This window comes from Streptomyces armeniacus (assembly GCF_003355155.1).
Classification (GTDB): Bacteria; Actinomycetota; Actinomycetes; order Streptomycetales; family Streptomycetaceae; genus Streptomyces; species Streptomyces armeniacus.
The window spans coordinates 535,612-549,798 of sequence record NZ_CP031320.1; the positions used below are offsets into that span (position 1 = coordinate 535,612).

A 14,187-nucleotide genomic window follows, 5' to 3' on the forward strand; every position below is an offset into this window, starting at 1 on the left:
GTCGTACGTGCTGTCGCACGGGCGCCGGTACGGGCACGGGCGCGGGCGTGCGTCAGGGGGCGGCCGGTTCGGGCGGCTCCGGTCCGGGCGGTGCGGTCCCCGGCACGGGCGCGGGCGTGCCGTCCGGCGCGAGCGCGGAGTCCGGGGCGAGCCGTTCCAGCGCTATGGCCGCCGCGCCGAGCACGCCCGCCCGGTCGCCGCCGGACGCCCGCACGATGCGTACGGCCCGTGCCGCCGGGCCCATGGCCTGCGCGGCGACCAGCCGCCGTACGGGCTCCAGCAGCCGGTCCCCCGCCCGGGTGACGCCGCCGCCGAGGACCACCAGCTCCGGTTCGAAGAGGTTGACGAGGGAGGTGAGGCCGTTGCCGAGCGCGTCCACAGTGTCGGCCCACACCTGCGTGGCCACCGGGTCGCCCTGCCGTGCGGCGGCGGCGACCTCGGCGGCGGTGAGGTGTTCGTACGCGGCGAGCGCGGTGGCCGTACCCCGTGCGCGTGCCGCTTCGACGGCCTCGGTGGCGCGTTCGGCGATGGCGGTGCCGGAGGCGTACGCCTCGAGGCAGCCCGTACGGCCGCAGCCCTTGCAGGGCCTGCCGTCCGAGCGGACGGTGACGTGCCCGGGCTCGCCTCCGTTGCCCGCGCCGCCGCGGAAGGTGCGGCCGTCGAGGACGAGGCCGCCGCCGATGCCGGTGGACACCGTCAGATACAGCACGTGGCGGCAGCCGCGGCCGGCGCCGAAGCGCCACTCGCCGGCGGCGCCGGCCGTGCCGTCGTTGTCCAGCACGGTCGGCAGGCCGAAGTGGTCGCGGGCGAGCCGGACGATGGGCACGTCCACCCAGCCCGGCAGGTGGGGCGGCCGGATCAGCACGCCGGCGGCGGAGTCCAGCGGGCCGCCGCAGCCGATGCCGGTGCCGAGGAGCGCGCCGGCCGCGGTCCCCGCGTCGGCCAGTGCCTTGTCGCCCAGCTCGAACAGCCGCCTGAGCGCGGCGGCCGTACCGTCCTCGACCCGGGTGGGGCAGGTGGCGAAGGACAGCGCACGGCCGTCCGCCGCCACCACCCCGGCGGCCAGCTTGGTGCCGCCGATGTCCAGGGCGAGTACGGCCTGCCCGGCCGGCGAGGGCCCGGCCTCCCCGGGCTCGGCCTCCCCAGTGGTGCGGTGGTGCGTCATCAACCCTTCCGTCCTGTCGTGGCGATACCGGAGACGAAGTACCGCTGGCCGAGGAAGAAGACGAGGATCATCGGCAGGGTGACCACGACGCTGGCCGCGCACACGATCTCCCAGCGCATCTCGCCTCCCTCCCCGAACTGGTCGAGCACCGCCTTGAGTCCGCGCGGCACGGTGTACAGATCGGGATCGCGGAGGTAGATCAGCGGCCGTACCAGGTCGGTCCACGCCGCCTGCACCTCGAAGACGAAGGTGACGACGAGGGCGGGGCGGCACAGTGGTACGGCGATCCGCCAGAACATGGCCCAGTAGCTGGCGCCGTCCAGCCGGGCCGCCTCGAACAGCTCCCGCGGCAGCCCGAGGAAGAACTGCCGGAGCAGGAAGATGTAGAAGGCGCTGCCGAACAGGTTGGGCGCCCACAGCGGGATCTGGCTGCTGGCCAGATGCAGCCAGTTCCAGATCAGGTACTGCGGCACCATCGTGACCACCGCGGGCAGCATCATCGTGGCGATCACCAGGCCGAACAGCGCGTTGCGGCCCGGGAATCGGAAGTACGCGAAGCCGAACGCCACCACGGAGCTGCTGATCGTCACGGCGGTCGCGGCGGCCAGCGTCACCGCGGCGCTGTTGCCCAGCCAGGTGAGCAGCTGCACCTCGTCCCAGATCCGCGTGTAGTTCTCGAACTGCCAGGTGTCCGGGATCAGTTCGTTGTCGAAGACGCGCTCGGACGGCTTCAGCGACGCGCTGATCAGCCACAGGAACGGGTAGATGAAGATCACGGAGGCGCCGGTGAGCGCGAGCAGCCGCAGCGGCCGGCCGAGTATCCCGGGCCGCTTCCGCGCACCGTGGCGCGGCGGCCGTACGGCGGTGGTGGCGGCGTCGTCCGCGGCCTGCTCGCTGCCGCCCGGAGGGAGGGTGGTGAGGCCGGTCATCGGGTGTCTCCCTCGTAGTAGACGAAGCGCTTGCTCACCTTCACCTGGATGATCGTGATGACGAGGATCACCAGGAACAGCAGCCAGGACAGCGCGGAGGCGTATCCCATGTGCATGAACTGGAACGCCTGCTGGAAGAGGTAGACGACGTAGAACAGCGCCGCCTCGTGGCTGTACGTCTGCGCGTTCGAGGTGCCGAAGAACGCGGTGTACGCCTCCGTGAACGTCTGCAGTGACGCGATCGTGTTGACGATCAGGGTGAAGAACAGGGCGCCGGAGATCTGCGGCAGCGTCACGTGCCGGAACGCCTTCCAGCGGCTGGCGCCGTCCAGTTCGGCCGCCTCGTACAGGTCCTGCGGCACGTTGCGCAGCGCCGCCAGATAGATCACGACGGTGCCGCCGAGCGCCCACAGGGTGGTCAGCACCAGACCCGGCTTGACCCACGTGCCGTCGGTCGTCCAGCTCGGGCCGGAGACGCCGAAGAAGCCGAGCACGTTGTTGATCAGGCCCATGTTGCCGTTGAACAGCAGCAGGAACAGGATGCCGACGGCCACCGAGGGCGTCATCACCGGCAGATAGAACACCGTACGGAAGAACCCGGCGGCCCGGCCGACCCGTAGCAGCAGCATGGCCAGTGCCAGGGCGAGCGCCATGGACAGCGGCACCCGCATCGCCGAGAACAGCAGGGTGTTCATCAGCGACGTGGCGACCTGCGGGTCCTCGAACAGCTGCCGGTAGTTCTCCATGCCCACACCCTTGGTGGGCCCGATGCCGTCGTAGTTCGTGAACGACAGGACGAGGCTGGCGATCATCGGGCCCGCGGTGAGGACCACGAACCCGAAGATCCAGGGCGAGATGAACAGGTAGGCGGCGCGGGTGTCGTGCCGCCGCCACGAGGCGCGCCAGCGCCGTACGCGCGCGCGGCGCTCGGCGGCGGGCGACTCCGGCGCCGGTACGGGCGTCGGTGCGGGCGTCGGTGCGGGGGCCGGCGGCGTGGCGGATCGGGTGCTCATGGCCGGGTCACTCCCTCTCCGTGTTGCCGCGGTCCAGCGCGCTCTGGGCGCGCCGCTGTCCCTCGTCCAGCGCCTCCCGCGGGCTCGCGTCGCCGGACAGCACGCTGTTGACGGCGCTCTGCCACGCCTTGCGGAACTCGGTGCCGGCGGCGTTGGCGGGCACGCTGAACGCGTTCTCCTGCGCCGCGTACAGCTGGCGGCTGGCGTCGTCGAACGCGGCATTGCCGGTCGGCTTCCAGACCTCTTGCCGTATCCGCCGGTCGGCCACCTCGTTGCCGGTGAAGTCCCCGATGTACGGCGACCCGTCGGCGCGGATGTCCTCGGCCTTCGCCTTGGCGGCGGCCACCCACGTGTCGGGCGAGGTCATCTCCGTGATGAACCGGCAGGCCTTCTCCGGGTGCGGGCTGCCCTTGGGGATGACGAAGCTGTACCCGGACACGTAGTTGAGCGGCTTGCCCTTCCGGTCCGTGAACGGCTTCGCGCGCAGCCCGGTGTCCGGCGACACGTCGCCCAGCACGCTGAGGTACCAGTCCTCCATCGGGTACGCGCCGACCTGCTTGCGCACGAACGGGTTCTCCGCGCCGAACTGGTCGAACGAGTCCCGCAGCGCCTTGAACCCGCCCCAGCCGCCCTGCGCCTCGATCAGCCCGGCGGTGTACTCGAGCGCCTCGACGACCTCGGGGGTGTCCAGCTTCGCCGTACGGCCGTCCTCGCTGATCAGCGAGCCGCCGTTGGCCCGCACCCACAGCGGGAAGAACTCGGGGATCTTGGGGTCGAAGCCGATACGGGTGAACTTGCCGTCCTTGTGCCCGTCCAGGTCGGTGGCCAGCTTCCGCAGCGACTTCCAGTCGGAGGTGTCGACGTCGGACACCTCGTGCCCGTTCGCCTTCAGCACGTCCTCGTTGAGCAGCAGCGAGCGGTTGTCGTACGAGTCGGGGAGCCCGTAGACGACGCCGTCCAGCGACGCCTCGTCGATCGCGCCCTCGCGGTACTGCCCCAGGTCGACCTTCCGGTCCTCGAGGCAGTCGGTGAGCGGGACCACGGCGCCGCGCGCCGCGTAACCGCCGATGAGGGTGCGGTCCATGCGCACCACGTCGGGCGGCTCGCCGGCGGCCACGGCGGACAGGAACTGCTGCTCGTCGAAGGCGCCTTCGTTGATCTCGATGTCCGTGGAGCCGAGCGCCTTCTGCGTCTCCTCGACCCGGACCGTGGCGAGCGCGTCGCCCGCGCCGAAGCCCATGGTGGTGATCGAGTCCGAGGTCCCGGCGAGTCCCACGCCACCGCACGCGGTGGCGGGCAGCAGCCCGGCCGCGGCGAGGAGCACGGCGACGGCACGGCGTCGCCGCCGGGGGGATGGTGGTGCCGCCATGAGCTCTCCCTTGAGTGGTGGCCGACACGGTGGGGTGGAGCGGAACGGGGACGGCGTACGGCCGGACATACGGCGCCGCCACGGGCGCCGTGAGCGGTTTCCGGCCATGTGGCATCGTTCCCACATGAGAACGTAGCCACATGGGTGTGGGCCGTCAAGGGATGGGGGCGCATCCACCTCACCCGGCGCCCGGGGCCTGACCGTTTGGGACGAGAGCAACCACAGCAAGCCCGTCCGGCGATTGAGGACGGCCCTCGGCCACCGCGCGGGCGCGCCGCACCGCGGTGAGACGGGGCAGCCCGGCCCCGGGAGTTACGACGAGCCGGTACGGGTCAGAGCCGCGTGGCCGTACGGACCAGCCCGGCAAGGGCGAGCGAGCGGCTGTGCGCGGGCCACGCGATGTGCGTGACGACCGGCGGTGCGTCGGCCAGCGGTACGGCGGCGTGCTCGGCCCACAGCCAGGCGCGGGCGGAGTCGGGGAACACGGCGACCGTACGCCCGAGGGCGATCAGCTGGGCCAGCTGCGTCTGGTCGTGGATCTCGGGCCCCGGACCGGGCGGGAACACACCGTGGCGGGACCAGCGGGCGAGCGGAAGACCTGGAATGTCGCCGACTTCGGCCAGGGACAGCGTCCTGCGCGCGGCGAGCGGGTGCCCGGCGGGCAGGACGGCGATCTGCCCCTCGGTCAGCAGTTCCTCGCTGTCGAACCCGGCGAGGGAGTTGAACGGCTTGTGCATGAGCGCCACATCGGCGCGGCCGTCGCGCAGCATCTCCTCCTGCTCACACGTGCCGCTCGGCAGCACCTCGACCTCGGCGGCGCCGGGCTCGGCCGCGTAGGCGTCGAGGAGCTTCTGCAGCAGCTCGTGGGACGCGGCCGCCTTCACCGCCAGCACCAGGCGGTGGGGAGAGCCGCCCGGACGGTCGGCGCCGCCCGCGCGACGCGTACGGCGGGCGGCGGCGGTGGCCGCGTCGAGTGCCGCGCGGCCCTCGTGCAGCAGGACCTCTCCGGCGCCGGTCAGGGAGACGCCGCGGCGGTTGCGCGTCAGCAGGGTGACGCCGAGGCGGCGTTCGAGCTGCTGAATCGCCCGGGACAGCGGCGGCTGCGCCATGCCGACGCGCTCGGCGGCGCGGCCGAAGTGCAGTTCCTCGGCAACGGCCAGGAAGTACCTCAACTCGCGGGTCTCCAAGGCGTCCATGGCCGCCAGCGTACCCCGGTGATACCTGCCGGGTATCACAGCGCACCGTATCGGTGTTGGCCGCGCCGCTCACCCGCGAGTGAGCATCACGGCATGAGCGAAACGAAGACCGCGCTGGTGACCGGCGCGAACAAGGGAATCGGATACGAGATCGCCACCGGGCTCGGCGCCCTCGGCTACCGCGTCGGGGTGGGAGCCCGCGACGGGGCCCGGCGCGAGGCCGCGGTGGAGAAGCTGCGCGCGGCCGGGGCGGACGCGTTCGGGGTGCCGCTGGACGTGACCGGCGACCGGAGCGTCACCGCCGCCGCGGAACTGGTCGAACGGCGGTCCGGGCGCCTGGACGTCCTGGTGAACAACGCAGGCGTCTCGGGAGAGACGGGGCCCGGGTGGGCCCAGGACCCGACCACACTCGACCTCGACGTGGTCCGCGCGGTCGTGGAGACCAACGTCATCGGGGTCATCCGGGTGACCAACGCGATGCTGCCGCTGCTGCGGCGCTCGGCGTCGCCACGCATCGTCAACGTCTCCAGCTCCGTCGCCTCCCTGACCCGGCAGTCGGACCCGGACACCGAGGTCGGCCCGGTCATGGCGGCGTACGCGCCGTCGAAGTCGTTCCTCAACGCCGTCACTGTGCAGTACGCGCGGCAGTTGGCCGGTACGGGCATCCTGGTCAACGCCGCCTGCCCGGGCCTGGTCGCGACCGACTTCACCGGCTTCCAGGGCCCCCGCACACCTGAGCAGGGCGCGGCCACGGCGCTCCGCCTCGCGACGCTGCCGGACGACGGCCCGACGGGTTCGTTCTTCGAGGACGGCGGCGCCATCCCCTGGTGACCCCCGCCAACTCCCCGTCCGAGGACGAGAGAGCAACCACATCAAGCCCGTCCGGCGATTGAGGACGAACCGAGGCGGCCACAAGCCGCAAGTGGCCCGGCAGCCCGCGGCACGACGCACCCACGCGGTGCCCGAGGGCCGTCCTCAAACGCCGGACGGGCTGGACAGGACTCGGCTCGGCCCGGTCCGGAACGAACGGGCCCGACGCCGCAAGGTCAAGAACGCCGCAAGGTCAGGAACAAGGCCCCGTCGAGCCGCGCCGCACCAGCTCCGGTTCGAGCGTGTGCGTCCGCGCCCGCCCCCGCTCGCCGGAGATCCGCTCCAGCAGCAGCGCGGCGGCCCGGCTGCCCATCTCGTAGACGGGCTGCCGTACGGCGCTCAGCCCCGGCTCCACGATCCGCATCCAGGTCAGGTCGTCGAACGAGACGACGGAGCAGTCCTCGGGCACCGCGCACCCGCGGCGCTGGAGTTCCTGCCAGACGGCCTCGGCGACCACGTTGTTCGCCGCGAAGACCGCCGTGATGCCCGGGTTGGCGTCCAGGAAGGCGGCGACGTCGCCCTGCGGGTCGGCCGGGCGCAGCCCGAGGTCCAGAACCAGGCGCCGGGACAGCGGCACCCCGGCCTCCCGGTGAGCCGCACGGTATCCCTTGAGGCGGCCCATGCCCGTGTCCCACATGGTCTCGTCGAGTACGACCGCGATGCGCCGGTGGCCGAGCTCCAGCAGGTGCGACACGGCCTCGCGCGCGCCGCGTTCGCTGTCGATGGTCACCGCGTCGCAGCCCCGTACGCCGGACCGCCGGTCGACCTCGACGACCGGCGTGCCGTGCTCGACCAGCAGGCCGGTCGCGCTCCGCCCCACCGGGGCGAGCAGCACGCCCGCGGCGCGCATGGACAGGAAGGCGCGCGCGCCCTCCAGCGCCTGCTTGTCGCTGCCGTGGTCGTCGACCAGCACCATCTGGTGGCCGGCGGCGGCGAGGGTCTGCTCCACACCGGCGGCGAGCAGGGCGTAGAACTGGTTGCGCAGGTCGGAGACGAGCAGCCCGACGAGCCCGCTGGAGCGGCCCTTGAGGCTGCGCGCGGAGACGTCCGGCACGTAGCCGAGCCGTACGGCGGCGGCCTCGACCTGCTCCTTGACACCCGCGGCGACATAGCCGTGCCCCGCCAGCGCCCGCGAGGCCGTCGACCGGGAGGTCCCGGCCTCCTCCGCCACCTCGCGCAGCGTGACGCGGGGCCGTGCCCGCTTGCCCTTGCCGCCGTGCGCGTCCCTGCCCATCAACCCCGCTCTTTCCTCGGTGACAGCCTCAACGGTGACAGTTCGGCCGGTGCCGGTCTTACGGGTGACATCCGGACCGGTGCCTGTCCGGCCGCCGACGGCGGCTTCACCGCGGGCGGCCCGCGCGCCAGCGGGCCCACTGCTCGCGCAGCGCCGCGTAGTCGCGCTCCTCGAGGGGCTCGCCCGTACGGTCGAGGTGCGTCGCCACGTACAGCGCCGGGATGCCCAGCTCCGTCTTCGCGGCGGCGTAGCCGCGCCACTGCTCGCGATCGGGCGCACACCAGTCGTCGGTGTCGACCGGCAGCTGCGGGCAGGAGGCCGCGGCGACGGCCGCGCGGTACCGCATCTGCGGTACGACGGGCGCGTACGGGTCCGGGTCGTCGAGTCGCAGCATGTCGTTCAGCCGGATCATGTCGGTCACCTCCGCGAAGGCCGGGTGCGGGGTGTGCGTGATGACCAGTGCGTCCGGCTTCGCCCCCTTCGCCGCGTCGTGGATCGTGGCCAACAGATCGTACAGGAGCGCGATGCCCCATGTGCTGCCGCGAGTTGACAGGGAGTAGCCCGAGGGCGTGTCGGCGGTGAAGTCGATTTTGAGGCCGTCGGCGCCGAGCCCGTCCGGGGCGAGCATCCGGGAGACGTTCGCGGCGAGCAGCGCGCGGGCCTCGGGGTTGCCGGGGTCGAGCGTGACGGGTGTGCCGTCGGGCGTACGGACGCACAGCTCGTCGGACACCCCCTCGGTGGCCCAGGCACGCCACCACAGCAGGACCTTCTGACCGCGCTCGTGGCGTGCGGCGATCCACTCCCGCAGGGCGGGCCACTTGTCCTCGTCGGGTTCCCAGGAGCCGTACGAGCGCTGCCACTTGTCGTCGATGACCACGGTGCCGGGGACGAGCCCGTGCGCCTCCAGATGCGCAAGGTGCGCGTCGTACTCGGCGCGGGTGCTCAGCGCGGGCGCGGGGGTGCCGGTGTCACGGGCCCGCGCCATCTGGGCGCCCCAGCCGCAGAACATGGGCTCGGACCACCAGGCGGGGTCTTCCGGGGCCCCGGCCTCGTCCGGCACCCGGGGCGCCCAGCCGTGGCCGGCCAGCCAGGCGCGGTGCGCGCGCAGTCCGGCGTACGGGTCGGGGTGACCGGGCGAGACCAGCACCGCGGGGGTGCGGAAGTCGCCGTCCACGGCGGTATGCCCCTCGTACGCGCAGCGCAGGTGCCAGCCGTGGTCGGAGGGGACGTACTCGAGCTGCGTGAACGTCTGCTCCCGTACGGGCGAGCCGAGCCCGACGGTCCACCAGCGCCGGGCCGCGGCGCCGTCCCCGGCGGGGTCCTCCGGCCCGGCGCCCGCGGGGTCCGCGGTGTCCGCCGGCGACCGCTCGGTGAGGGCGAGACAGAGCGGCGCAGGCGTGAAGAACCAGTGGCCGCGCCCCGGCCGCGCGTCACCGCACGCCCCGATCACCGCGCTCTCGCCCGCGCCGCGCAGCAGCCTGCGCGGCGGCCCGGGGTTGGGCGTGAAGAGGGTGTGCCAGGCGTGGCCGCTGGGCCGCAGCCCGCTGCCGCGGGCGCCGAGCGCGGAGCGGGTGGCGAGCAGCGCCACCGCGTCCAGCCTGCCGTGTCCGCGTACGCGCCAGCTCAGTTCGGGCCCGGCGGCGGTGCAGGCGATACGGGTCTCGGCGTGCTCCCAGGCGGTGCTGCGCCGGTCGACGGTGACGACGGGGACGGCAGCCGCCGTCTCCAGCCGGGGCGTCGCGACGGACAGGGTCTCGTCCGGCACACCGATCTGGTCCAGCGCGCCGGGCAGCTGGAGTTCGACGGGGTGGCCGCCGCCCGCGGGACCGGCGGCGGCGAGGCGGGCGGTGGTGCCGTCGGCCGCCACGGTCAGCCGGTACGCGGGCGCGGTGACCTCGACCGCACCGTCGCCGAGCCGCCGTGCGGTGACGGCGGGCGCCGACGCGCCGCTCATCGGACGACCACGGCGGCACTGCCGCCGGTATCGGTGGACACGGCCGACTCCCGTCTGTAGCAGGTCACTGCATATGGCATCGATCCCAGCTGGGAACGATGCCAGCCTGCCGCAGACCCGTCAAGACCGCCCTTCGCCCAGGCCAGGCCGCGGGTCATGGCTGACACGGCCGTCCCGCGTGCAGACCGTGCGCGGACGAGTGCGAGCGGCACGCCTCCATGCCGCTGACGGCCCCTCAGCGCACGCTCACCAGCGCCTCCGCCTGCTGCCCGAACCGCATGCGCCCCACGGTGAGATCCGCCGCCACGCGGTGCCGCTCCACCGCCGGCGCGTCCGCGGGCACCCGTACGAGGAACGTCGTCACCGTCTCCGCGTGCCCGCCGATCCCGAACCGCGCCGTGTCCGGCTCGACCGCCCATCCGGCCGGTACGGCCAGCCGCACCTCGGCGTTCTCGGGCCCCGGGAACGGGTTGAGCACCTCGACCTCCAGCCGCACCGTGCCGCCGGCCGTGACGGCGCTGCGGTACGGCGCGATGCGCGCGCCGAAGCCCTCGGCGCCGAAGTCGACGTCCCGGGGCAGCACTTCGCGGTGCAGCCGCGCCAGCCGCTCCCCCTCGGTCAGCAGCATGTCCAGATACGCGTCGGTGACCTCTAACGGCTGCCAGTGCCCGCTGATCATCAACTCGGGGCGCAAGTCGCGGTACAGCTCGGCGCTGCGCGTGAAGTCGTCGATGCGGAAGCGGTTGCGGTACTGGTAGTTGAGCAGTTCGGGCCGCAGCCCCGGCTCCCACTCGGTGCTCTGCTGGTCGCCGGTGGCGATGACGCGGCGGCCGTCGGCGGTGAAGGAGTAGGCGGCGGCGTAGAGCGTGTGGCCGGGCAGGTCGTGCACCCCGATCTCGTACTCGCGCCACCGCACGGGCGTGTCCAGCGGCAGTTCGCGGTCGACGGGGATCGGGTCGTACCACAGGCAGGGCAGGTCCCAGTGTGTCGGCGAGTGCAGTACGGGCGCGATGTGCGCGGGCGACCAGACGGAGGTGCCGTGCACCTCGCGGAGCAGGTTGAAGCCGGCGACGTGGTCGTCGTGGTAGTGCGTGGGCAGGGCCACCTCGACGCGGTCGACGCCGTGGTCGCGGCGCAGCGCCTCGACGGACGCGAGCAGCGGGCGGCGCGCGGAGCGGTCCTGTCCGCCGGCCAGGCCGGTGGTCAGGTCGTAGCCGAAGTCGAGGAGCAGCGCGGTGCCGTGGTCGGACAGCAGGGCGTACGAGTTGGCCATGGACGTGGTGTTGCGCAGCAGGTGCGGGGTCACCTCGCGCCACGGCCGGTGCAGCATGCGCTCGGGGTCCCAGGGTTCGCGGCGCCGGCTGTCGATCAGTTCCTGGAGGTGTGTGCGGAGCCGGTCGACGGCGCGCGGCGGGTCGGTCACGGGCTCGCCATGCGAGGGCAGCAGCAGCTCGGGCCGGTGCTCGTGTGCGAGGAGCTGCATGCAGGACAGTACGGTCGCCGCCACGCCCTCCCGGCCCGCGAGGTCGTGGAAGCCGGTGTACGCCCACTGGGTCGCGGCGAGCGACCACAGCCGGCCCTCGCCGTGCACCAGGTCGCCGACGAAGGCGAGGCGGCGGCCACCGTGCTCCACCAGATAGCTGACGGAGCCGACGGTGTGGCCGGGTGTCGGTAGCGTGTACACGTCGAGGGGCCCGTGCCGCCGGGTGCGGTACTCGGCGACGGTGCCGGTGACGGGCACCTGCTCGAGCAGGGAGTAGCGATCCTGGCGTACGTCGTAGTCGTTGTCGAACCGGCGGGTGCGCCAGTGCTCGTCGACCTCGGCGATGAGGTCGTGCTCGACGGGCGGCACCCAGATCCTGATGCCGGCCGCGGCGGCGCGGGCCAGGCCCTGCACCTGGTCCCGGTGGTGGTGGGTGACGAGCACGTCGGTGACCTCGTCGACCTCGTAGTCGGCGAGGTGGTCGAGGACATCGCCGCTGCCGAAGTCGATCAGGACGGCCTGCCGGCCGGCCCGCAGCACGTAGACGTTGCAGGTGTCCCGGAAGAGGAACACGTCACTGCCGATGAGCACTTCCCGCCCCTGTCCGCCCTGCCGCGGCGCTCCGTGGCACCCGTACGGGCACTGCGCCGCTCTATGGCATCGATCCCAGCTGGGAACGGTGCCAGGTGCCGTGGCCGGGGTCAAGACACGGCGCCCGCTCCCCCCGCCCGCGGGCCCGCGCACCACTCGGGGGTTTACCGCCGCAGCGCGGGGAACCCGGGCCGTCCGGGTGAGCGGCCCGCTGGAGAGAGGCCGCGGGCGCGGGGTTTCCGGGATGCCCGCGCCCGCGGCCGGCCGGCGTGGGCCGTACGGCGGGTGCCGCGGTTTGCTGCCGGCCCGGCGGTGGTACCTCGCGATGCACCTGACCCCGGCGAGATGAGCGAGTCCGATATGCCTTACGAAGCCTTCGTGGCCACCGTCCGCGAGCGCGGTTCGTACGAATCCGGGGAAGCGAAGGAGGTCGCCGAGGCGGTCATCGCCGCCCTCGGCCGCCGCCTGACCCCGGAGGCGGCCGAGCACCTGGGCGACCAGCTGCCCCCGCCCCTCGCGGAAGTCCTGGCCCAGGCCCCGGCCCGGTCGGAGACGTGGGGCGTGGAGGAGTTCTGCGCCCACATCGCCGCCCTGCTGGGCACGGACACGGAGACGGCCGAGGAGTACGCCCGTACGGTGCTGACGGCCGTGGCCGACCAGGTCACCGGCGGTGAGCTGAACAAGGTGATCAGCCGCCTGCCCTCCGGCTACGCGGCCTTCTTCGGCCACCCCGAACTGGCCGACTGAACCCCGCCCTCCTTCGGCGGCCGGTCGTACGCCGCGGCGCGCGGGCACCGCCGCACGCGGGTGCCCACTGCGCACCGCTTTAGGGGGTGCCGACGCGCACCGCCTAAGCTCTGCCAGGGTCCCGTGTCCGCGGGGCGCCGCGACGTAGCACCCCACGTGGAGGGCTTGCACAGATGGCGACCACACCTCGACCGCACACGCAGGACGACACGGGTACGCGCGTGATCGAACCGCTCTACGCCGAGATCCTGCGGCGAAACCTCGGCGAGACGGAGTTCCACCAGGCCGTACGGGAGGTCCTGGAGACCCTGGGCCCCGTGCTCGCCAAGCGTCCCGAACTGGTCGACGCCCGTATCGTCGAGCGGGTCTGCGAACCGGAGCGGCAGCTCATCTTCCGGGTGCCGTGGTCCGACGACGCGGGCGGCATCCACGTCAACCGCGGCTTCCGGGTGGAGTTCAACAGCTCCCTCGGCCCGTACAAGGGCGGGCTCCGCTTCCACCCGTCGGTCAACCTCGGCATCGTCAAGTTCCTCGGCTTCGAGCAGATCTTCAAGAACGCGCTGACGGGCATGCCGATAGGCGGCGGCAAGGGCGGCAGCGACTTCGACCCCAAGGGCCGCTCGGACGCGGAGGTGATGCGGTTCTGCCAGTCGTTCATGACGGAGCTGCACCGGCACCTGGGCGAGTACACCGACGTGCCGGCCGGTGACATCGGCGTCGGCGGCCGCGAGATCGGCTACCTCTTCGGCCAGTACAAGCGCATCACCAACCGTTACGAGTCCGGTGTGCTCACCGGCAAGGGCGTGGGCTGGGGCGGCGCCCAGGCCCGTACGGAGGCCACCGGCTACGGGTGCGTGCTGTTCACCGCGGAGATGCTGCGCAGCCGCGGCCAGGACCTGGACGGGCGGCGCGTCGTCGTCTCCGGATCCGGGAACGTCGCGATCTACGCCACCGAGAAGGCGCAGCAGCTCGGCGCGACCGTGGTGTCCTGCTCCGACTCCGGCGGCTACGTGGTGGACGAGAAGGGCATCGACCTGGACCTCCTCAAGGAGATCAAGGAGAACGGGCGCGGCCGCGTCGAGGAGTACGCGCGGCGGCGCGGCCGGGACGCCCGCTTCGTCGCCGGCGGCGGGCTCTGGGAGGTGCCCTGCGAGGTGGCGCTGCCCTGCGCCACCCAGAACGAGCTGACCTCCGACGACGCCGTGACCCTCGTACGCAACGGGGTGCAGGCCGTGGCCGAGGGCGCGAACATGCCGGCCACGCCGGAGGCGGTGCGGGTGTTCCAGGAGGCGGGCGTCGCGTTCGCGCCGGGCAAGGCGGCCAACGCGGGCGGCGTGGCGACCAGCGCGCTGGAGATGCAGCAGAACGCGTCCCGCGACTCGTGGTCGTTCGCGCACACCGAGGAGCGCCTGGCGGAGATCATGCGGCACATCCACGACTCGTGCCACGACACGGCGGAGCGCTACGGCTCGCCGGGAAACTACGTGGTCGGCGCGAACATCGCGGGTTTCGAGCTGGTCGCGGAGGCGATGCTGGCGCAGGGCCTGATCTGATCCCGGCCTGAGCCTGATCCGAGCCCGGTCTGAGCCCGGTCTGACGGTCCGGCGTACGGGCCGCGTACGCGCGTGCTCCGTAC

The 14,187-nt window shown here is 73.0% G+C and carries 11 protein-coding genes; 3 read left to right on the forward strand and 8 right to left on the reverse strand.

Annotated elements, in window-relative coordinates:
- Nucleotides 1–52: 52 nt before the first annotated feature.
- From DVA86_RS02285 to DVA86_RS02305, 5 genes are all read right to left on the reverse strand, one after another.
- Nucleotides 53–1,165, reverse strand: coding sequence for an ROK family protein (locus DVA86_RS02285; protein WP_208875321.1), 1,113 nt, complete (start codon nucleotides 1,163–1,165; stop codon nucleotides 53–55).
- On the reverse strand, nucleotides 1,165–2,094 hold the full coding sequence (locus DVA86_RS02290) for a carbohydrate ABC transporter permease (RefSeq protein ID WP_208875323.1): 930 nt from the start codon (nucleotides 2,092–2,094) through the stop codon (nucleotides 1,165–1,167). The genes DVA86_RS02285 and DVA86_RS02290 overlap by 1 nt, the downstream gene beginning before the upstream one ends.
- Nucleotides 2,091–3,107, reverse strand: coding sequence for a carbohydrate ABC transporter permease (locus DVA86_RS02295; protein ID WP_208875325.1), 1,017 nt, complete (start codon nucleotides 3,105–3,107; stop codon nucleotides 2,091–2,093). Before DVA86_RS02295 ends, DVA86_RS02290 begins: the two co-directional genes overlap by 4 nt.
- Nucleotides 3,108–3,114: 7 nt before the next feature.
- Entirely contained in the window at nucleotides 3,115–4,476 is a 1,362-nt protein-coding gene (locus DVA86_RS02300) for an extracellular solute-binding protein (RefSeq protein WP_208875326.1), read from the reverse strand.
- Nucleotides 4,477–4,808: 332 nt separating this feature from the next.
- Nucleotides 4,809–5,672 (reverse strand): LysR family transcriptional regulator, encoded by an 864-nt coding sequence (locus tag DVA86_RS02305; protein ID WP_208875327.1) that lies wholly within the window; start codon nucleotides 5,670–5,672, stop codon nucleotides 4,809–4,811.
- A gap of 93 nt (nucleotides 5,673–5,765) precedes the next feature.
- On the opposite strand from DVA86_RS02305, the gene DVA86_RS02310 reads away from it, so the two are divergent.
- Nucleotides 5,766–6,503, forward strand: a complete 738-nt coding sequence (locus tag DVA86_RS02310; protein WP_208875328.1) for an SDR family oxidoreductase — start codon at nucleotides 5,766–5,768, stop codon at nucleotides 6,501–6,503.
- 232 nt (nucleotides 6,504–6,735) lie between these two features.
- Here DVA86_RS02310 and DVA86_RS02315 read toward each other — a convergent pair whose 3' ends face one another.
- The 3 genes from DVA86_RS02315 to DVA86_RS02325 form a co-directional block, all read right to left on the reverse strand.
- Nucleotides 6,736–7,776, reverse strand: a complete 1,041-nt coding sequence (locus DVA86_RS02315) for a LacI family DNA-binding transcriptional regulator (RefSeq protein ID WP_208875330.1) — start codon at nucleotides 7,774–7,776, stop codon at nucleotides 6,736–6,738.
- A gap of 106 nt (nucleotides 7,777–7,882) precedes the next feature.
- Nucleotides 7,883–9,730 (reverse strand): alpha-amylase family protein, encoded by a 1,848-nt coding sequence (locus DVA86_RS02320; protein WP_208875332.1) that lies wholly within the window; start codon nucleotides 9,728–9,730, stop codon nucleotides 7,883–7,885.
- 235 nt (nucleotides 9,731–9,965) lie between these two features.
- On the reverse strand, nucleotides 9,966–11,804 hold the full coding sequence (locus tag DVA86_RS02325; protein WP_208875333.1) for an MBL fold metallo-hydrolase: 1,839 nt from the start codon (nucleotides 11,802–11,804) through the stop codon (nucleotides 9,966–9,968).
- A 360-nt stretch (nucleotides 11,805–12,164) separates the two neighbouring features.
- Between DVA86_RS02325 and DVA86_RS02330 the strand changes: the two genes are divergently transcribed.
- Together DVA86_RS02330 and gdhA are read left to right on the forward strand one after the other, a co-directional pair.
- Nucleotides 12,165–12,551, forward strand: a complete 387-nt coding sequence (locus DVA86_RS02330) for a DUF2267 domain-containing protein (RefSeq protein ID WP_208875335.1) — start codon at nucleotides 12,165–12,167, stop codon at nucleotides 12,549–12,551.
- A 173-nt stretch (nucleotides 12,552–12,724) separates the two neighbouring features.
- A complete protein-coding gene (gdhA, locus tag DVA86_RS02335) occupies nucleotides 12,725–14,104 on the forward strand; it encodes an NADP-specific glutamate dehydrogenase (RefSeq protein WP_208875337.1) in 1,380 nt (459 codons plus the stop codon).
- Nucleotides 14,105–14,187: the final 83 nt, after the last annotated feature.

Excerpts from the sequence above, each read along its gene's own strand:
- DVA86_RS02320 (WP_208875332.1), bottom strand. The coding sequence starts at position 9,730 with ATGAGCGGCGCGTCGGCGCCCGCCGTCACCGCACGGCGGCTCGGCGAC.
- DVA86_RS02330 (WP_208875335.1), top strand. The coding sequence starts at position 12,165 with ATGCCTTACGAAGCCTTCGTGGCCACCGTCCGCGAGCGCGGTTCGTAC.
- DVA86_RS02315 (WP_208875330.1), bottom strand. The coding sequence starts at position 7,776 with ATGGGCAGGGACGCGCACGGCGGCAAGGGCAAGCGGGCACGGCCCCGC.
- DVA86_RS02310 (WP_208875328.1), top strand. The coding sequence starts at position 5,766 with ATGAGCGAAACGAAGACCGCGCTGGTGACCGGCGCGAACAAGGGAATC.
- DVA86_RS02285 (WP_208875321.1), bottom strand. The coding sequence starts at position 1,165 with ATGACGCACCACCGCACCACTGGGGAGGCCGAGCCCGGGGAGGCCGGG.
- DVA86_RS02290 (WP_208875323.1), bottom strand. The coding sequence starts at position 2,094 with ATGACCGGCCTCACCACCCTCCCTCCGGGCGGCAGCGAGCAGGCCGCG.
- gdhA (WP_208875337.1), top strand. The coding sequence starts at position 12,725 with ATGGCGACCACACCTCGACCGCACACGCAGGACGACACGGGTACGCGC.
- DVA86_RS02295 (WP_208875325.1), bottom strand. The coding sequence starts at position 3,107 with ATGAGCACCCGATCCGCCACGCCGCCGGCCCCCGCACCGACGCCCGCA.
- DVA86_RS02305 (WP_208875327.1), bottom strand. The coding sequence starts at position 5,672 with ATGGACGCCTTGGAGACCCGCGAGTTGAGGTACTTCCTGGCCGTTGCC.
- DVA86_RS02300 (WP_208875326.1), bottom strand. The coding sequence starts at position 4,476 with ATGGCGGCACCACCATCCCCCCGGCGGCGACGCCGTGCCGTCGCCGTG.